The 19,806-nt window shown below is 71.0% G+C and carries 11 protein-coding genes; 8 read left to right on the forward strand and 3 right to left on the reverse strand.

Features of this window, described 5'->3' with window-relative positions:
• Positions 1-61: 61 nt before the first annotated feature.
• Both leuS and ACLJQE_RS04645 read right to left on the reverse strand, forming a co-directional pair.
• Positions 62-2,902 carry a leucine--tRNA ligase gene (gene leuS / locus ACLJQE_RS04640; protein WP_410637681.1) on the reverse strand — a complete coding sequence of 947 codons (2,841 nt, stop codon included), beginning with the start codon at positions 2,900-2,902 and terminating at the stop codon, positions 62-64.
• A gap of 168 nt (positions 2,903-3,070) precedes the next feature.
• Positions 3,071-4,231 carry an esterase-like activity of phytase family protein gene (locus ACLJQE_RS04645; protein ID WP_410637682.1) on the reverse strand — a complete coding sequence of 387 codons (1,161 nt, stop codon included), beginning with the start codon at positions 4,229-4,231 and terminating at the stop codon, positions 3,071-3,073.
• Positions 4,232-4,297: 66 nt separating this feature from the next.
• On the opposite strand from ACLJQE_RS04645, the gene ACLJQE_RS04650 reads away from it, so the two are divergent.
• Positions 4,298-4,717 carry an SdpI family protein gene (locus ACLJQE_RS04650; protein ID WP_410637683.1) on the forward strand — a complete coding sequence of 140 codons (420 nt, stop codon included), beginning with the start codon at positions 4,298-4,300 and terminating at the stop codon, positions 4,715-4,717.
• On the opposite strand, the gene ACLJQE_RS04655 is transcribed toward ACLJQE_RS04650, so the two are convergent.
• A complete protein-coding gene (locus ACLJQE_RS04655) occupies positions 4,714-5,295 on the reverse strand; it encodes a YqgE/AlgH family protein (RefSeq protein ID WP_360269834.1) in 582 nt (193 codons plus the stop codon). The genes ACLJQE_RS04650 and ACLJQE_RS04655 overlap by 4 nt on opposite strands.
• A gap of 203 nt (positions 5,296-5,498) precedes the next feature.
• On the opposite strand from ACLJQE_RS04655, the gene ACLJQE_RS04660 reads away from it, so the two are divergent.
• The 7 genes from ACLJQE_RS04660 to ACLJQE_RS04690 all read left to right on the forward strand — a co-directional run bounded on the left by ACLJQE_RS04660 (position 5,499) and on the right by ACLJQE_RS04690 (position 19,792).
• The gene (locus ACLJQE_RS04660; protein WP_410637684.1) at positions 5,499-6,791 is read left to right on the forward strand and encodes an MFS transporter; all 1,293 of its coding nucleotides are present in this window, start codon (positions 5,499-5,501) and stop codon (positions 6,789-6,791) included.
• A 143-nt stretch (positions 6,792-6,934) separates the two neighbouring features.
• Positions 6,935-7,474 carry a YbaB/EbfC family nucleoid-associated protein gene (locus tag ACLJQE_RS04665; RefSeq protein ID WP_410638319.1) on the forward strand — a complete coding sequence of 180 codons (540 nt, stop codon included), beginning with the start codon at positions 6,935-6,937 and terminating at the stop codon, positions 7,472-7,474.
• Positions 7,474-7,797: a WXG100 family type VII secretion target gene (locus ACLJQE_RS04670; RefSeq protein WP_410637685.1), complete on the forward strand. Its 324-nt coding sequence runs from the start codon at positions 7,474-7,476 to the stop codon at positions 7,795-7,797. Before ACLJQE_RS04665 ends, ACLJQE_RS04670 begins: the two co-directional genes overlap by 1 nt.
• A 9-nt stretch (positions 7,798-7,806) precedes the next feature.
• Entirely contained in the window at positions 7,807-15,681 is a 7,875-nt protein-coding gene (locus ACLJQE_RS04675; RefSeq protein ID WP_410638320.1) for a toxin glutamine deamidase domain-containing protein, read from the forward strand.
• The gene (locus tag ACLJQE_RS04680) at positions 15,681-16,136 is read left to right on the forward strand and encodes a hypothetical protein (protein WP_410637687.1); all 456 of its coding nucleotides are present in this window, start codon (positions 15,681-15,683) and stop codon (positions 16,134-16,136) included. The genes ACLJQE_RS04675 and ACLJQE_RS04680 overlap by 1 nt, the downstream gene beginning before the upstream one ends.
• Entirely contained in the window at positions 16,133-17,548 is a 1,416-nt protein-coding gene (locus ACLJQE_RS04685; protein ID WP_410637688.1) for a TNT domain-containing protein, read from the forward strand. The genes ACLJQE_RS04680 and ACLJQE_RS04685 overlap by 4 nt, the downstream gene beginning before the upstream one ends.
• A complete protein-coding gene (locus ACLJQE_RS04690; protein ID WP_410637689.1) occupies positions 17,549-19,792 on the forward strand; it encodes an ADP-ribosylglycohydrolase family protein in 2,244 nt (747 codons plus the stop codon).
• Positions 19,793-19,806 lie beyond the last annotated feature (14 nt).

Here is a 19,806-nt window from a genome sequence, read left to right on the forward strand (position 1 = left end):
CCTTGACCGTTCAATCAAATCGAGAACGCACGAGAAGCACCGGCGGCTTTCGGACGGTGCGCTACAGGACGATGTTGACCAGCCGCCCCGGCACCACGATGACCTTGCGGGGCGAGCCGTCGCCGACCATGGCCGCGACCTTCTCGTCCGCCAGTGCCGCCGCCTGGACCTCCTCCGACGACGCCGAAGCCGCGACCGTCACCCGGGACCGGACCTTGCCGTTGACCTGGATCGGGTACTCGACCGAGTCCTCCACCAGGTACTTCTCGTCCACCACCGGGAACGGGCCCTGAACCAGCGAATCCACGTGGCCCAGCCGGTGCCACAGCTCCTCGGCCAGGTGCGGGGCCAGCGGCGCCAGCATCAGCACCAGCGGCTCGGCCAGCTCTCGCGGCGTCGACGCAGCACCGCCGTACACCTTGGTGACGTGGTTGTTCAGCTCGATCAGCTTCGCGCCGGCCGTGTTGAACCGCATCTCCGCGTAGTCCTCGCGGACACCCGCGATGGTCTTGTGCAGCACCTTGCGGTCCGCCTCGGAAGCGTCCTCATTGGACACCCGCAGCTCACCGGTCGTCTCGTCGACGACCAGGCGCCACAGCCGCTGCAGGAACCGGTGCGCGCCGACGACGTCCTTCGTCGCCCAGGGGCGCGACATGGCCAGCGGGCCCATCGCCATCTCGTAGAACCGGAACGTGTCGGCGCCGTAGTTCTCGGCCATCTCGTCCGGCGTGACGACGTTCTTCAGGCTCTTGCCCATCTTGCCGTACTCCTGGGTGACCTCTTCGTCGTTGAAGAAGTACTTCCCGTCGCGCTCCTCGACCTGCTCGGCCGGGACGTAGACGCCGCGGGCGTCCGTGTACGCGTACGCCTCGATGTAGCCCTGGTTGAACAGCTTCCGGTACGGCTCCTTGGACGTCACGTGGCCCAGGTCGAACAGCACCTTGTGCCAGAACCGCGAGTACAGCAGGTGCAGGACCGCGTGCTCGACGCCGCCGACGTACAGGTCGACGCCGCCGGTGTCGTCCGCGCCGTACTCGCCGGGGCGCGGGCCCATCCAGTACTGCTCGTTCTCCGGCGCGCAGAACGTCTCGCTGTTCGTCGGGTCCAGGTAACGCAGCTGGTACCAGCACGAACCCGCCCAGTTCGGCATCGTGTTGATGTCGCGGCGGTAGGTCTTCGGGCCGTCGCCCAGGTCCAGTTCGACCTCGACCCAGTCGGTGGCGCGGGCCAGCGGGGACGACGGCATCGAGTCGCGGTCCTCGGGGTCGAACGTCACCGGGGAGTAGTCGGCGACCTCGGGCAGCTCGATCGGCAGCATCGACTCCGGAACGGCGTGGACTTCGCCGTCCTCGTCGTAGACGACCGGGAACGGCTCGCCCCAGTAGCGCTGGCGCGAGAACAGCCAGTCGCGCAGCTTGTACTGGACGGTTCCGGTGCCGGCACCCTTTTCGGCCAGCCAGTCGATGATCGCCTTCTTCGCTTCGGCGACGTCCATGCCGTCCAGGAAGCTCGAGTTGATCGCCGGGCCGTCACCGGTGTACGCCTTGCCGTCGAAGCCTTCCGACGGCTGCACGGTCCGGATGATCTCCAGGCCGAACTTCTCGGCGAACTCCCAGTCCCGGACGTCCTGGCCGGGCACGGCCATGATCGCGCCGGTGCCGTAGCCCATCAGCACGTAGTCGGCGACGAAGATCGGGATCTGCTTGTCGTTGACCGGGTTCGTCGCGTACGCGCCGGTGAAGACGCCGGTCTTCTCCTTGTTCTCCTGCCGGTCCAGCTCGGACTTCCGCGACGCGGCGACGCGGTACTCCTTGATGGCCTCGGCGGGCGTCGCCGCACCACCGGTCCACCGGGCGTCGACGTCCGGCGGCCACGCCTCGGTGACCAGCTCGTCGACCAGCGGGTGCTCCGGCGCCAGCACCATGTAGGTGGCACCGAACAGGGTGTCCGGCCGGGTCGTGAAGACCTCGATGCCGTCTTCGCCGGCCTTGAAGGTGACGCGGGCGCCGTGCGAGCGGCCGATCCAGTTCCGCTGCATGGACTTGACCTTCTCCGGCCAGTCCAGCAGGTCCAGGTCGTCGACCAGGCGATCGGCGTACGCGGTGATCCGCATCATCCACTGCCGCAGGTTGCGGCGGAAGACGGGGAAGTTGCCGCGCTCGCTGCGGCCGTCGGCGGTGACCTCTTCGTTCGACAGCACGGTGCCCAGGCCCGGGCACCAGTTGACCGGCGCTTCGGAGATGTACACCAGGCGGTGGTCGTCGATGATCGTCTTGCGCTCGGCCGCGCTCAGCGACGCCCAGTCCTGGTCGCCCGGCACCGGGCGCGAGCCGTCGGTGAACGCGGCCTCCAGCTCGGCGACCGGACGTGCCTTGCCCGCCTCGGTGTCGTACCAGGAGTTGAAGATCTGCAGGAAGATCCACTGCGTCCAGCGGTAGTACTCGGGGTCGATCGTGGAGATGCGACGGCGTTCGTCGTGGCCCAGGCCCAGGCGCCGGATCTGGCGCACGTAGGTCCGGATGTTCTCCTCGGTCGTCTTGCGCGGGTGCTGCCCGGTCTGGACCGCGTACTGCTCGGCCGGCAGGCCGAACGCGTCGAAGCCCATCGTGTGCAGCACGTTGCGCCCGATCATCCGGTGGTACCGGGCGAAGACGTCGGTGCTGATGAAGCCCAGCGGGTGCCCGACGTGCAGGCCGGAGCCCGACGGGTACGGGAACATGTCCTGGACGAACAGCTTGTCGCTGGGCACCTGCTGCCCCTCGACGGCGAGCGGCCCGACGGGGTTGGGCGCGTGGAAGGTCCCCTGGTCGGCCCAGTGGTCCTGCCAGCGCTGCTCGATCTGGCCGGCCAGCGCGGCCGTGTACCGGTGGGCCGGGACGTCGGTCCCTGTCGCCTCAGTCATGCCGTCTTCCTCCGCTGTCGCTACTCCAGAAACAACTCGACCCCTCAGCCACCAGGGCATGAGGGGTCGCCGCGCCGGCCGGGCCGGGCCCGGTCAGCGCGGCAGGCCAAGCCCCTTGAAAAACGGGAGCAGCCGAGCCGTGTTCATGGGTTCATCTTAACTTGCTGGTCAAAGCCGTTCCGAGGGGACCGCCAGTGCGACGAACTGGGTGACCTGCGTCGCCGAGAAGTTGTTGTCGCTGACCAAGATCAAACTGCGCTCGCCGTTCGGCAGCTTCGGCCCCCACGTCATCCCCTCCAGGTTGTCCACAGTGGACAAGCCGAGGTCGGCCGCGTCGAAGAGGAACCGCTTCTTCACCGGCTTGACGTGCTTCGCGTCGGCCAGCGACTTGACGTTCAGGACGTTCGTCGCGCCCTTCGTGTCGATCTCGTAGACGCGCACCTTGTTCCCGACGCCGGTGCTGAACGAGCGCTCCATCATGAGGAACTTCGTCGGGTCGGCCTGGTCGACGGCCAGCATCGAGGAGACGCCGGTGGTGGCGAACGCCGTCGGCGGCACCGGCGCGGCGAACAGCGGCTCCTGCGGGTAGGCGAACTGGGCCAGTACCGGCCCGAACCGCGACTGCAGGGTGATCCGCGACAGCGCGCCGGCGGTCGTGGTCGCCTCCGGGCCGTCCTGCAGCAGCGGGCCTTCGACCTCGCTGGCGATCAGGGAGCCGAAGCCGGCGAACGTGAGGCCTTCGAGGACCAGGTTCTGCCGCGGACCCGCCGTCGGCGTCATCTTCTCGTTCGCGGGGATCGGCAGGTCGCGGACGTATTCGCCGTCGCGGCGCGCCTCGCGGATCGACGGGTCGATCAACGTCGTCGCCGTCCGCTCGCCCTCCTGCGACCAGTAGTAGCCGCCGCTCCACGGGTCGACGCGCAGCTCTTCGGGGTCGATCGTCTGCTCGTTCTGCGGCTTCGCCGGGTCGTTCTGCACGAGCGGCGGGTACGGGGTGCCGTCGGGACGCAGCAGCGGCTTGGTCCCGGTGAGGGTGACCGGGCCGACGCCGTTCGCGGAGACCGGGAAGGTCGCCGTGTAGAAGCGGGCGGGGTTGATCGCCGACCGGTCGTCGCAGATCAGCGCGTAGCCGCCGGTCCGCGGGTCGTAGTCGATGCTGGACAGGCCGCCGACCGTCGTGCCCTGGAACTGCAGGGCGTTGGGGACGATCTGTTCGCCGAGCAGCCGGATCGGCCGCTGGTGACTCTCGGTCGCCTCGGCCGGCGCGGCGGCGAGGATTCCCCCGATCAGGGCCGTAGCCAGGACGGTGGGCAGTACACGCGGTGACATGGCCTGTAGCACAGTCGATCAGGGTATCCGGCAGGTTGCCAGGACGTCACGCTTATCCTTGACCTCGTGTTCGCTATCGCGCTGGTTCCGGTCGTGCTGGGTCTGCTTGTCGGCTTTGGTGGGTTTCTCGGTTTCCGCGAGCGCTTGACGCGCGAAGGCGGCACCGGGGTGCGCACCCAGGCGACGTTGCGCAGTGAAGAAGCGTTCAAGCTGGCCAACCGCGTCGCGGGCCTGCCGACCATGGCCGGTGGCGCGATCTCCGTGCTCACCGGGCTGGCCGGGCTGGCCATGCCGACGACCGGTGGCCTGGTTTCCGCCGCGCTCGCGGGCGTGCTCGCGATGCTGCTGCTGGTCATGGGCGGTGGCGTGCTCGGCAACCGGGCCGCGCTGACCGTGCCCGCCCCGGCCCCGGCGGCGCCGGCCGGCTGCAGCGGCTGCGCGTGCGGTGCCGGCGGCTGCGGCGTCTTCAAGAAGGAAGAGGCCTAATTCCGCTGGAGGTCGCCCGGGTGGGTGGCCAGTAGCGCGAGCGGGATGCCCTGACGGCGCAGGACCTGGCTCCACAGGTCGCCGTCCGGCGAGGCCAGGATGTCGCTCGGCAGCGCGGGCACGATGACCCAGTCGTCACGCTCGATCTCGCCGGCCAGCTGCCCCGAGTCCCAGCCCGCGTACCCGGCGAACACGCGCACGCCGCGGACCTTCGGCACCAGCACTTCGGGATCGGTGTCCAGGTCGACCAGCGCGACCGGGCCGCGGACCGCGATCACGCCCGGCACGCTCGCCGCCGTCTCGCCGGTGCGCAGCGCGGCCAGGCACAACGCGGTCTTCTTCTCGACCGGCCCACCGACGAACACGGCCTGCGGTTCGGCGACGTGCCCGCCCCAGCTGGGCAGCACGTCGTGCACGGCGACGTCGCTCGGCCGGTTCAGGACCACGCCCAGCGTGCCCTCTTCGCGATGATCGATGACGAACACCACGGTCCGCCGGAAGTTGGGGTCGACCATCGTGGGGGCGGCGACCAGGAGCGTTCCCGGTTCAACCTCGGCGTCCGCTGGCACGCGACCCATGATCCCACCCTTGGCCAGGCGAATGACTTCGGCTCGGGAACAATCGTCCCAGCAGCCTCGTTTGAAACATGTGGCCGGCGCACTCCGTGTCCCCCGGGCTCACTGAAGAACCGCCTTTGTGGAATACCGTCCGGCTGGAGCCACACTGCGCATAGCCGCCGAGAGGCGACCTCAGTGCGTCGGCCACCCTTTACTCTGGCTTGGTGACGATCAGCGCCCAGTCGGCGACAGCTCGAAGAGGTCCTCGGGAGCTGCTCAAGGACCCCGACTTCCGGCGTCTGCTCTTCACGCGCTTCGCCGCCAGCTGGGGCGACGGCGTCTTTCGCGCCGGCCTCGCGGGCGCTGTCCTCTTCAACCCCGAACGCGCCGCCGACCCGCTGGCCATCGCCGGTGGGTTCGCCGCGCTCCTGCTGCCGTACTCGGTCGTCGGGCCGTTCGCCGGCGCCCTGCTGGACCGCTGGGACCGCCGTCGCGTCCTGATCTTCGCGAACCTCCTGAGGGGACTGGCGATCGTCTGCGCGTCCGCCGCCGTCGGCTTCGGGTTCGGCGGGATCGGGCTGTTTTCGCTGGCACTGGCGGCGGAAGGGATCACCCGCTTCATCGGCTCCGGCCTTTCGGCGTCGCTTCCGCACGTCGTCGAAGAAGAGAGCGTCGTGACGGCGAACGCCTTCGCCACCACGCTCGGCTCGGTGGTCGCGGTCATCGGCGGCGGCTGCGCGATCGGCCTCCGGGCGCTCTTCGGCAGCAACGACGTCGGATCGGCCGAGACCACGGCGTTCGCGGTGCTCGGCACGCTCGTCTCGGCGTTCATCGCGCGCGGCTTCGCCCGGGGCGTGCTCGGGCCGACGGTGGTCGACGAGCCGCCGAACCCGGTCCTGGCGGTCGCACGCGGGCTGGCCGACGGCGCGCGGCACGCGTGGCGCGCCCCGAGCGTCACGGCCGGGTTCGTCGCGCTGTTCGCGCACCGGGCGTCGTTCGGGGTGTCGCTGCTGGTCACCGTGCTGCTGATGCGCAACTACTTCACCGACCACGGGATCCTCCGCGCCGGCCTGCCCGGGCTCGGCCAGATCGCCGCGCTCGCCGGAGCCGGCCTGCTGATCGCCGGCTTGCTGACCGCGCGGCTGATCCGCCGGTTCGGCCGGCTGCGCGCGGTGCTCGGTTCGCTGCTGGTCGCCGCGATCGCGCAGTCCGCGCTGGGCCTGCCGATGCTGCTGCCGCTGGCGCTGCTTGCGTCGTTCGCCATCAGCGGGGCCGGGCAGGTGCTCAAGCTCTGCGTCGATTCGTCGATCCAGCTCGACGTCGCCGACGAAGCCCGCGGCCGGGTGTTCGCGCTGTACGACACGCTGTTCAACATCACCCAGGTGGCGGCGGTTTCGCTGGCCGCGCTGGTCGTGCCGGACGACGGCCGTTCGCCGGGCCTGCTCATCGCCGCGACGGCGTGCTACCTCGTCGGCGGAGCGGGGTACGTACTCGCCCGGCGACGCGTGATTCGCTGACGCAAACACCCGAACCGGTCACGGTGACTGCTCCATTGGCATTAGGGTGACCGGGAAGTCATTAGTAGGTTCGAGGGACACCGGGGGCACCTGTGACCACCGCGGGCGACGACCGTGCACAGCTCGAAGCACGCAATGCCGCGATGAAGGACCGGATGGACACCCTCCTGGAGAACTTCGAGCGGCAGACCGCGCAGCTGCGTGACGCCCAGGCCGCGGCCGCCGAAACCACCGCACAGGTGAGTTCGCCCGACGGCCTGGTCCGCGCCACCATCGACGCCGCCGGCAGCCTCGCGAAACTCGAATTCGCCCCGAGCACCTTCGAGCGCACCACGCCGGCGCAGCTCGCGAACACCGTCCAGACCCTGGTCCGCCAGGGATCGTTGCAGGTCAAGCAGAAGATCGCGGAGCTGATGGCCCCGATCACCGAGGGCCTGCCCGACCTCTCGGACCTGGTCGAGGGCGCGCCGTCACTGGCCGGGCTGGTACCGCCGATCCCCTCGTTCGACGAAGAACCGCCTCCGGCACCGCGGCCCGAGTCGTTCGAAGACGGCGGGTCGATCCTGCGCAACGAGCAGGCACCTCCGCCGGTGCCCGCGCCCAAGCCGGCCCCCAAGCGCGTCCGCCCGCCGCGTGAGGACGACGAAGAGCCACCGTCGTCCTGGATGACGAGGGGCGACTGATGCCGGAGGGGGGTTCCGGGTTCACCGCGGAGCCGGACGCGGTCCTGCGCGCGTCGAACGGCCTGGTGACCGCGGCCGACGCGCTCGACAACGCGGGAAAGGCACTGCAGGCCGCCCTCGCCGCACAGGGTGAGTGCTGGGGCGGCGACGAGTCCGGCAAGGAGTTCGCCAAGGACTACGTGCCGGGCGCGCAGGGCGCCGTCGAAGGGTTCACCAACCTCGTGCAGGGGTTGCGGGGGATGCAGCAGAACGTCACCAAGTCGATGAAGGCGATTTCGGGCGCCGACGAAGACGTGACGTCCCAGCTGAGCAAGGGGCAATGACGCGTGGGTATGGAGATGCCCGACGCGGTCAAGTGGCTGCTGCCGATCGTCGTCGGGGAGAGCTGGCCCGAGGGCGACGAGACCAAGCTGCGCGCACTGCGCGACGCGTGGCACACGGCGTCTTCGGCGATCGCGCCGGTGTCGGAGACGGGCAACGTCGCGGCGTCCGGCATCCGCGACAACTGGACGGGTGACGGCGCCGACGCGTTCGCGGAGCAGTGGAAGAAGTTCGTCGAAGGCGACGAGGCGTACTTCAAGCAGCTGGCCGAAGCGACGAAGGCCCTCGGGGATTCGTGCGACCAGACGGCGTTGGACGTCGAGTACACGAAGTACATGATCATCATCTCGCTGATCGTCCTGGCCGCCCAGATCGCGGCGATGATCGCGGCGGCGGCGGTGACGTTCGGCGGTTCGACGGCGGGGATCGCGCCGGCCCAGATCGCCACCCGGATGACCGTGCAGATGCTGTTCCGGCAGCTGCTCGAGAAGCTGGCGCAGCAGGGGTTCAAGCAGGTCGCGAAGGAACTGCTGGAGAAGCTGCTCAAGCAGGGCCTCAAGAAGATCGGCATGGAGGTCCTCAAGAACGAGGCGATCAACCTCGGGATGGACGCGGGCATCCAGGGCCTGCAGATGGCCAAGGGCGATCGCAAGGACTGGGACTGGTCGAAGACGTCCGACGCGGCGATCTCGGGCGCGGTCGGCGGCGTCGTCGGCGCGGCGTCCGGCTCGATCGGCCGCGGGGCGACCGAGGGACTTTCACACAGCGCGGGCGGGCAGATCGCGGACGCGGCCATGCGCGCCGGAACCCGGGGCGCGGTCGAGGGCGTCGCGCAGACCGTCGGCCAGGCGGCGGTGACCGGGGACCTGGGGTCGTTGACGCCGGAGCAGCTGCTGATGGGCGCGTCCAGCGGCGCGGTGGACGGGGCGGTCGGGGGCGCCAAGGAGCAGATGCACTCGGTCCGCGACACGAACATCCCGCGCGTCGACTCGGATGGTGACTCCGGGGACTCTGGTGACTCCGGTGGGCCGGGGGATTCGGGGGATTCGCGGCGGGGGGCGGGTGAGGAGCCGGGTTCTGCTTCGGAACCGGAGTCTCGCGGTGAGTCCTCGTCGGAGCCTGAGGCCCGGCGGGAGTCTGAAACTCGCGGTGAATCCTCGTCGCAGCCGGAGTCTCGACGGGAGTCCTCGTCGGGGCCTGAGTCTCGCAGGGAATCTTCGGCGGAGCCGGAGGCCCGGCGGGAGTCTGAAGCTCGCGGTGAATCTTCGTCGCAGCCGGAGTCCCGGCGGGAGTCCTCTTCGGAGCCGGAGTCGCGGGGCGAAGAGCCACGCCGTGAGACCTCCTCCGAGCCGTCACGCAGCGAAGACTCGCGCCGTGAGCCGGCCGCGGCACCCGAGTCGCGAGGCGAAGAGCCGCGTCGCGAGGCCTCCTCGGAAGGTGAGACGCGCAGCGAGCAACCACGCCGCGAAGCCGTCGCCGAGCCGGAGCCGCGTCATGAGGCGTCGTCCTCGCCGGAGGCCCGGCGAGAGCCCGAAGCGCAGCAGCGTGCGGACGGCGGGTCCCCACCGGCCGCCGAGCACCGCGCGCCCGAGGGGCCGCGGCCCAGCACGGACCAGCAACCGGAACGTCCGGTCTCGCCGGCTTCGACACCGAGCCAACCGTCGACGGGCGGCGGCGCACCACAGGGCGGCTACGGCATGGCCCCGCCGCCGGGCGCCGGCCAGGAGCCGGGCCGCCCGAGCGGCGGACGCCCCCAGGACAACGTCGGAGCGGCCGGCTTCACGGGCGGCCAGAGCCAGCCTTTCGCGGCGGATGCGGGGCCGGCACCGTTCCAGAACGGACCGTCCCCGCAGCAGGCACCACCACCGGGTGGATTCCCGCCGCCGGGCGGTTTGCCGAACGGCGGTGGCCAGGGAGGCGCGGGTGGCCCCGGTCCGCGCCCGGGTGGGTCGCCGATGCCGCAAAACGGCGGCGAACAGCCACGCCGGGTCCCGCCACAGGACCCCCGCCGAATGCTGCAGGGCGGCCAGCCACCGATGCCGCAGGGCGGGTATCGCCCAGGAGGCCAGCCCCCACAGGCCGGCCGGCCCCAGCACGGTGGGCAGCCGGGTGGGCAGCCAATGCATGGCGGACAGCCGGGCGCCCAGCCACCCGGCGGTCAGGCAGTTCAGCCCGGTGGACAGCCGCCGCACGGTGCTCAACCGGGTGGCCAACCACCGCACGGTGGGCAGCCAATGCACAACGGCCAGGCCGCTCAGCCCGCCGGGCAACCGCAGGGCAGGCAGGCAACTCAACCCGGCGGCCAACCGCCGCACGGTGGGCAGCAGGGTGGCCAGCCGCTGCATGGCGGCCAGGCAACTCAGCCCGGCGGGCAGCCCCCCCATGGGGCTCAACCGGGTGGCCAACCGCTGCATGGCGGGCAGCCACCGCACGGCGGCCCGACAACTCAACCCGGCGGGCCGGCGCCGCACGGTGCACAACCCGGCGGCCAACCGCCGCACGGCGGCCAGGCCACTCAACTCGGCGGGCAGCCGCCGCACGGTGCACAACCCGGCGGCCCGACAACTCAACCCGGCAACCAACCGCCACACGGTGGGCAGCAGGGTGGCCAGCCGCTGCATGGTGGCCGGACAACTCAGTCCGGCGGCCAACCGCCGCACGGTGCACAGCCCGGCGGCCAGCCATTGCATGGCGGCCAGGCAACTCAACCCGGCGGGCAACCGCTGCTGGGCGGGCAGCCCGGCGGCCAACTTCCGCACGGTGCACAACCGGGCGGACAGCCGCCGCGCGGTGGACAGGTCGCTCAACCTGGCGGGCAGCCGCCGCACGGCACGCAACCGGTGCGGCCGGGCGGACAGCCGCCGCAGGGTGGTGGGCAGTTGCCGCAGGGTGGGCAGCCCGTTCAGCCCGGTGGGCAGCCGCCGCGTGGTGGGCAACCGGGGATGTCCGGGGCGCCGCTGCCGCCGGGTGGGCAGGCTCCGTTGCCGCCGGGGGTGCGGCCGCCTCAGGGTGGGCAGCCGCCGGTTGGGGGTGGGCAGGCGCCTCAGGGTGGGGTGCCTCCGCAGGATCCGCGGCGGATGCCGCCGCCGCAGGGTGGGCAGCGGCCGCCGATGGCTGGGGGGCAGCGGCCCGCGGGGTATCCGAATCAGCCTCGGGGTCCTCAGGGACCCGGGCCGCACTCCGGTGGACGGCCGCCGATGCCGCCTCCGCCGGGTGGACGGCCGCCGCACGATCCTCGGTTGGGGCCGCCTCGGCAGGCTGGGCCGCCGCAGGTGCCGCCGCCGCGGTTCGGGCCGCCGCAGGAGCAGCTGCCGCCGCGGGGACCGTTCGAGCCGCCGCGGCCGATGGACCGTGCGCCGGAAGCGCCGCAGCGACCGGTCGAGCAGCCGGGTCCGGTGGCCGAGCCCACGCAGCCGCCGGTCGCCGAGCAGCCGGTTGAGCAGCCGAGCGCCGACCAGCGCACGCCTGCGCCCACCGAACAGGGGCACCCGGCAGAACAGGGCGCACCGGGCAACGAGCGGGGTACCAGCGAACGGCCGGTCACCGAAAACCCACCCACAGCCGAGCGCGAGCCTGCCCAGGAACGCCCGGCCAGCGAGCCAACCGACCAGCCTGGACACGACCGGACCCAAGAACAAACTCCGGCCCACGACCGCTCGGCAGGACAGCCGACCACCGAACCAACGGACCAGACTGGACACGACCGGGCCGGCGAACAGCGTGCTCCCGAAACCGAGCAGGGAACGCCCGCCCACGAACGGGCGGCGGACGAGAACCCGGCCACCGCCGAGCAGCCGGTGGACCAGAGCCCTGCCGCCGATGGACAAGAGCCGGCCGGAGCGGGGCGCGAACACGACTACGGCCAGCCTGGTCTTGACGAGCCCTACCTCACCGATCCTCGCTTCCACACCGATGATCCCGCCGGGATCAGGCGGATCGAAGACACCTTCATGGACTCCGGGAAGACGAGCGACCAGGACGGTGAGTGGCGGCACGAGCAGGTCAATCGCGAAGCGCGGGCGAAACGCGACCAGTGGCACCCCGGGATGTCCGACGCCGGGGCCGTTGCCGTGCACGCCTATACGCGGACCGAGATGGTCGGGCCGCTCAACCACGCGCTGCGGATGGGGAGTCCCGAACTCGTCCATCTCGCTCCGCAGGCCGCCGCGCTCGTCTCGGGGCTGAACGAACTTCCGCCGCATGAAGGTGTTGTCTCGCGGCGGGTTGACTTCAAGGGTGATCTCGGGCGGCTGCAGGCCTTCCTCGCGCGGTTCCACGACGGTGCGCACATCACCGAACCGTCGTTCCTGAGCTCCTCGAAGGTCGACGCGCAGCACCCGCGCAGCAACTTCCCCGGCGAAGTCGAGATGCGGATCCAGTCGAAGACCGGGCGTGACGTCGAAAAGCTGGCCAGCATCGGGCACGAGCGCGAGGTTCTCTTCAAAGCCGGGACGCAGTTCAAGATCACCGGCATCGAAGAGGGGCCCGGGCACCCCAACCACAAGCCGGCACCGGTGCGCGGCGAACCGCACTACGTCGTGCACGCCGAAGAGATCGCGCCCGGCGATCCGGGACACCTCGTCGACGCCGATGCTCGCGATGCCATCGAGCAACGCCGGGCCAGTGAGCGTGCCGACGAGGACCGCTTCCAGCGCGAAGCCGACGAAGAGCTCGCGAAGTTCTACGAGCAGTACCCCCAATACGCGCCGGGCAACGACATGGCGTCGAAGCTCAACGCCTTCGATCCGCCGGGTGCCGAGCCGCTGCCCGAACGGCGGCCGCCGGCCACCGGGGAACCGGAGGGTGGCTGGGTGGAGCTGGCCGAGCCGCTCGCGCCCGGCGGGCCGCCCGTGCTGCACGCCGGGTCCGTCGAGACGCCGCAGCAGCACGCGCGCCTCGTGCGTGACGCCGTTCCCGAGCTCGGTGGGGTCAACACCCGCAACCACTACAGCCCGGACGGCCTCGAAAACGGCTACCGGACCAACGCCGCCGAGTCGGTGGTCGCCTTCGACCGGCGGATGAACGGCGAGGACGTCGTCGCCGGGCCGGCGCGGCAGCAGAGCCTCGGCGAGCGGCTCGGCGGCCCGTGGAGCGGCCGGGACAGCTTCGACGGCGTTGCCCGTGAGCTCGGCGAACGTCCGGTCGGTGCGCGGAGTGCCGTCGCCTTCGAGACGCCCACTGGGGAGTCGCGGCTGGTTGCCGCCGTGCACACCGAACACGGGGTGCTCTTCGCCGATCCCGTCACCGGGCGGCTTGCCGAACTGCCGCACGACGCCACCGGGATCCACTCGATGCCGCTCGGCGGCGACGCACCCCAACACCACGAAACGCCCCCGCACCACGAAGCGCCCCAACACGACGAAGCGCCTCCGAAGCAAGAAGCGATCAGCGACCGGCTCAACCCGCCGTCCGAGCGCGTCCCGCACGACGAGGGCTACCTCTTCGACGGCGAGCACCGCGGCACCCCGGCCGACCACGAGAGCATCCGCCGCGCGGTCGGTGACGACGACATCTACCAGCAGGTCCACGACCGCGCGCTCGCCCGCCGGGACGCCGCCGGGCTGCCGGTGACCGATGCGGGTGCCGTCGCGCTGCACGGCTACACGCGCGGCGAGTACGCCTACGACGTCAACGAGGCCCTGCGCCGCGGCCCCGAGCACCCCGGTTTCGACCTCGCGCAGCAGAACACCCGCGCGATCGTGGACGGTCTCAACCAGATCGTCCCCGAGTCCGGCGAGACCATCCGCGCCTACGACGTCGGCGGCGACCCGCGGCTGGCCGACCTGGTCGCCGGGCCGTACGAGCCGGGTGCGGTGGTCGTCGAGCCCGCGTTCTCGAGCGCGTCGATCAAGACCGGCGAGCTCACGTCGTCGAAGTTCGGCGATGACATCGAGCTGCACGTCCGGTCGAACAACCTGCGTGACATCTCGAAGCTCGCCGAGAACCCGGGTGAGCGCGAATCGCTGTCGCCGCCCGGCACCCAGCTGCTGGTCCACGAGCGGCGGCTGGAGACGGTCGACGGCCGCCGCAAGTGGATCATCGTGGCGGAGGAGATCGGCCCCGGTCACCCGCGCTACCTCGACCCCGAGACCGCGAAGCAGAAGATGGCCGAGCGGCGGGCCGAAAACGAGCACAACGCGCCCGAGTTCGAACGGCGCAAGCAGGCCGCGATCATGGAACGGCTCGGCGGCCTCGGCGAGCCGCAGCACGTCTCTCCGCAGCCGGAACACGCGTCGGTCCACGACGTCCAGGACAGCCTGGCGGAACCGCCGCCGCCCCCGGCGCCGGTGCACGACTACTCGCGGCTGGCCAGGGCGACGAACCCGCCGTCGGAACCCGCCATCCACGCCGGCGGCACGACGGAGAGCGAGCGCGCGGCCTACGTCCAGGACCGCCACCCGCACCTGCGCGAGGTCAACCCGGGCTTCCGCGAGCCGGGCGCCTTCGAAAACGGCTACATGACGAACTGCACGCGCGGTCCCCGGGCCTACATGGACCAGCTGCGCGGCGGCGACACGACGGCCGAGCCGATCCTGCCGCACGAGATGGGCAGCCGTGGCACGCTCGAACACCTCGAGGGCGAGTTCGGGGAGACGTTCTCCCCGCGCGACAGCTACGACGACGTCATCCGCGAGATGCGCGGCATGCCGGCCGACCACCACGCCGTGGTCGCGGTGAAGTACCCGGGCCCGAACGGGGTCGAGTACGGGCACGTGGCGATGGTCGTGCACACCCGCGAGGGCGTCGCGTTCATCGACCCGCAGTCCGGCGACCTGATGCACCTGCCGCAGCCGCCGTCGGGCATCAAGCTGATGCACGTCGGCACGCCGGACGAGGTGCACGTCCAGCCCGAGCACGGCACCGGCGAGAGCCACGGCGGCTACGGCTCGGCGGCCCCGCACGACGCCTTCCTGGCCCGCGACGACGTCGCCGCGGCGCTCGACGGGCACGCGGACGCCGACTACATCCGCGCGCACCTGGGAGAACACCCCGGCTTGGTGCGGCTGCTTTCCGACCCGGGCAACGACTACTTGACGCGCTCGCTGCTGGACAACCCGAAGACACTGGCCAGCCTGCTCAAACACCCCGAGGCGATCCCGATCCTCGAGGACGCGGTCCACGAGGTGAACGAGCGCGGCTACAGCGTGATCGACGACGTCGAGCACCAGGGCGTCGAGCCGTTCGACCCGACTCCGGAGCAGGTGGAAATCTCGGCGGACGTGGCGCGGATCGCCCAGGACTCCCCGGAATCGTCGCGGCGACACGGCAGCTTCGACCAGGAGCGGGTCGGCGACCCGGAGTACTGCGAGCAATGGGTCGCCGAGGAACGCGAGCGCTGGCCCGAGACGCAGGGCACGCTCAACCGCATCACCGAGCGGATTGCCGGCGAGACCGACGGCCACCCGGGATTCCGGCCGGAGCCGAAGGACAGCGTGCGGGCGTTGGCGAAGATCGAGAAGCACGACTGGGACGGTTCGCAACTGCATGACCTGGTCGGCACCAAGATCCAGTTCGAACAGGTGGCGGACATGTACCGCGCGCTTGACGCGGTGCGCAACGACCCCGAGTTGACGATCGTCGACTTCACCGACCGGCTGGCCGCGCCGAAGGACAGCGGCTACCGGGACCTGCAGCTCAACGTCCGGCTGCCGAACGGGCACGTGGCCGAACTGCGGCTGCACCTGACGCACATCGACGAAGTGGCGTCGTACGAACACGCGCTCTACGAGGTCCGCCGCGATTTCGAGACGTTCAGCAGGAAGGACGGCCGCGAAGGCCTCCTCTCGCCGGAGGAGGCGGCCCTCACCGCGGCGCTGACCGAGCAGGTCCGAAGCCGTTTCGAGGAAGCGTTCCGGCTGGGGATGACATCCGAGGAGAGCGGCTGATGGCCTTCCAGACCCCGATGTTCTACAAGTACTACTCCCGCACCTACCGGATCGACTCCACGCCCGACGGCGGGTTGAAAGGCACCATCCTCAATCTCCGCACGGGGTTCTTCGAAGAGGACACGGACAGCAGCCACATCCGCGAGCTCATCTGGTCGACGACCGAATCGAACATCGGCGGTCCGTTCGACGAAGAAAAATTCGTCCAGGAGACCGAAATCGAGCGGTGCAACTACCTGAACGGCGACGGCCCGATCTTCGCGCTGTACGAGACCATGAAGGGCATCGACGATGTCGCTGTCCGGGAAGGACGCCGACGGACTCCGCAGGAAACCGCGCTGGTCCGCGCCCTCCGCAAGCGCACCTTCAAGATGTGGGAAGACGAGGCCGCTCGCCGAGCCGCCGGTGAGCCGCCGTCGTTCACGGTGACGAGCCGGTTGAGTCCGAGGCAATGATTCACGTGGAACATCGACTTTCGCCCGACGAGCAGCGCACTCTCCTGGTGCGGCTGGGAAAGCTCGTGCGCGAGCACCGGGCCGACGCCGCCGTGCCCGCCGTCGCCGACTTCCGGCAGGTCGGGAAGCACGCCGAAATCGCGGGCCACAACACGGCAACGCCGGACGAGCTGGCCGATCTCTTCACCGAGCTGCGGGCCGGCATGTACGCCGAGGGCCGCGGCACCTGGCTGCAGGCGCGGTTCACGCTCGACCCCGGCGGCGGCTTCGACTTCGACTTCGCGCTCGACGACGATCCGGTGTGGACCGACCCACCCGAGCCGGCCGCCTACCCGGAGGAGCTCGCCGCGTTCCCGCGGGCCGACGAGCACGTCCCGGACTGGTGGCGGCTGCGCGCGCAGCTGCCGCTGGGCGTGGTGTTCCGGCACGCCGACGTCGGCGGCCCGGACGTCGAACGGCCGCCGCTGACCGACACCGAGGTGCCGCTCGTGCTGCAGTACCTCGAGCGCGAGGCCGTCGTGCACGAGGACGGCGACGAGCGCTTCCACACCGACGGCACGTGGATCTGGTCCGACGCGGTCGCGCTCCTGCTCGCGGAGCACGGCGTGCCGCCGGAGCCGGACCTGGTCGCGCACATCCGCCGTCACCACTTCCAGCCGCCGTACGTCGAGCCGCTGGTCCGGCGGACCGCCGAGGCGGACCTGCTGGGCAAGCCGCGGCCGAAGCCGGGCCGCGCCGACGTGAAGAAGACCGCCGGGGACGTCGTCGCCGAGCTGGAAACCACGCCGGACCCGCAGCTCGGCGACGAAGAACTGCTGATCGTGCTGGTGCAGCGGCTCGGCGAGCACGGGGTGTGGCCCGAGGCGTACCGGGTCGGCGAGCGCGCGGATGGCGCCTGGTGCCTCAACTACACCGCCGACGGCTGGGAAGTCGCCGCCCACGCCGGCGGGAAACCCCGCGCACCGAAGTACTTCACCCGGCTCGAAGACGCCGCGCAGCAGCTGCTCGGCGCGTTGCTGCTGCACCCCGCCCGGATGACCGCCGGGCACGAAACACCGCTGGAAACCGCGAAAGAGCTCGACGACTGGCCGGTGCACCCGGCGCCGGGTGAGCCTCCCCTCACCCTGCTCCGCAACAAGCGCATCACCAGGCTGGTGGCGGGTACGGTCGTCCTGCGCTTCGGCGAGGAACCGGGCAACCTCGTCCACCACGGGGAGGTACGGTTCGCCACGACGTCGCTGCCGCTCGAACGGGAGCGGGTGCGGCGGAGCTACCGGCTCAGACGCCCCCTGCACGTGATCACCGGCATCACGGTTCCGTGGGCGAACCTGCCGGGTGGCGCGGTGGCCTTCGTGCTGCCGAAGACGATCGCCGAGCACGAGTCCGACGGAAGCCTGGAGAGGATCGAGTAGGTGGAAGCGGCGGAAGCGATTGCCAAGGTCGGCCAGTGGCTGCGTGCGGTGCACGGTCCGGACGTCTCCGGCCCCGCCGGGCTCCGGGTGGACACCGAGAAGGTGCTGCGCATCCCCGAGGGCTGGTCGGTGCCCTACAACACCATCGCGTTCCTCGACGAGGGCCGGCCGGAGAAGGAGATCTTCCCGCCGCCGTCGGTCGTCGTCCGTGAGCCGGACGGCGAGCTGCGGCAGGCGCACCCGCACCCCGGCGGGCTGTCGGTGCCGGTGGCGTTCCCCGGCCAGGAGAACTGGCGCGAGGTCGTCGACCCCGAGTACGTCAAGGCCGGGCTCGGCGAGCTGGGCGTGCCGCTGCAGGCCGTCGCGGGCTGGGTGAAGGTCGACGCCGACGGCAACCAGACCGGCGAAGAGCGGGAGAACCCCGAGTACAAGGCCGGGCCGATCCGCCGCGGCTACCCGAAGCCGGAGAACACCCTGGAGACGCTGCTGTCGTTCGGCAGTGTCGGCTGGCTGACCCGGGAACTGCTGCTCATCGGGCTGATCCGGTGCGAGGTGTTCGTCCCGCTCGACCTGGAGACCGGCAAGACCGACCGGTTCTACTTCGCCGAGGAGCGCAACGAGCTCAAGGTGTTCAGCTCGACCCGGCACCTGCCCTATCGCGAGCACGGCTGGTGGAAGGTCGACGTCGCCACGCTGGCCGAGTTCGAGCACCCGCCGAACCTGGTGATCAACGGCGGCCCGACGACCATCGAAGACGTCTCCAGCGGGGAGCTCGCGGAGATCGTCAAGCGGTTCCCGCGGCACGAGCCGCGCATCGACGTGCACGGCCGCTGCCCGGAAGCGGAGGAGGACCTGATCCGGGTCGCCGCCGAGACCGCGGCCCGGATGGGTCTGCCGGACCCGGTGAAGCCGCCGCTCCTGGCCGCCGAGAAGGCACGTCGGCGCGGCTTCGAGCTGACCGCCGAGGAGTGCGCGAAGACGGTGCTCGGCGCGTCCTGGCTGAAGCGGATGGAGATGCCGGAGCCGCCGCGCAGCAAGCCCAAGGACCTGCGCGCGAACGGCCTCGCGCCGGCGTACGACAACGCCGGCCGCACGGTGCCGCGGCTCGACACCTTCGGCAAGTACTTCGAGCGTGACCTCGACGGCTTCCGCTACGGCTGGCAGCGCGTCACGGGTGCGTACGTCGGCTTCGCGCTCGGCGAGGCCCTCGGCGCGGCCGTCGACCGGATGATGCTGCACGACATCCACGCGAAGTTCGGCATCGAAGGCGTCACCGACCTCATCCCGGCGTTCGACCAGCCCGGCCGGATGGGCTCGCTGACGCAGCGGCTGCTCTTCTACACCGAGGCGGTCATCCGCAGCCCGCACCGCGAGCAGCCGGAGTCCCGCGAAGCCGAGCAGCTCTTCCCCGACGTCGTCCGCGGGGCGCTGCAGCGCTGGCTGCGGACCCAGGGCGCCCCGATGGACGCCCCGGACGGCTGGCTCGTGCAGGTCCCGGACCTGCACGCCCGGCGCGACATCGACGACGCCGAGCTCAACGCCTACCACCAGATGGCGACCGGGGCCGCGGGCGCGCTGCCGATGACCGGCCCGGCCGCGCTGATCCCCGCGTTGCCCGCCGCGCTGACCATGGCCGGGCCCGGCAGCGGGTTCAGCGGCGGGGCGCGGCAGGCGGTGCGCGCACTGGCCGGCGTCACGCACCCCGACGAGCCCGATCTGGCCGCCGCGACCTACCTGACCTGGCTGTTCGAGCACGCGCTGACCAAGGACGCGTTCAGCTTCCCGATCTGGAACACCAGCCGCGAGGTGCTCAACCCGGACAGCCAGTTCCAGCAGGGGCCGGAGTGGACGGCGATCGCCGAAACGGTCGCCGAGTCGGTGCCGTTCTTCGGCGAGCACGGGCTGCCCGACCTGCGGATGCCCGAGCTGATCGGTGACGGCAAGACGACGCTGTCGGTGCTCGGACGCGCCTTCGCCGCGTTGTCGGGCTTCGAGAACTATCCGGAGCAGGCGCTGCTTCGCGCCGTCAACCACTCCGGCCGCAGCGCGCTCACCGGGGCGATCGCCGGTGCCCTGCTCGGCGCGCGCACCGGGATTCCCGGGCTGCCGCAGAAGTGGGTCGACCAGCTGGAACTGCGGTACCTGGTCGAGAACGTCGCATCGGACGCCTACTGGCACTTCGACCGGCATTCGGCGCTGAGCGCGCTCGGCGACGTCTGGATCGAGCGGTACCCGCGGCATTAGCGCGAGGATGGGGA

The organism is Amycolatopsis sp. lyj-346 (assembly GCF_046548975.1).
Classification (GTDB): domain Bacteria; phylum Actinomycetota; class Actinomycetes; order Mycobacteriales; family Pseudonocardiaceae; genus Amycolatopsis.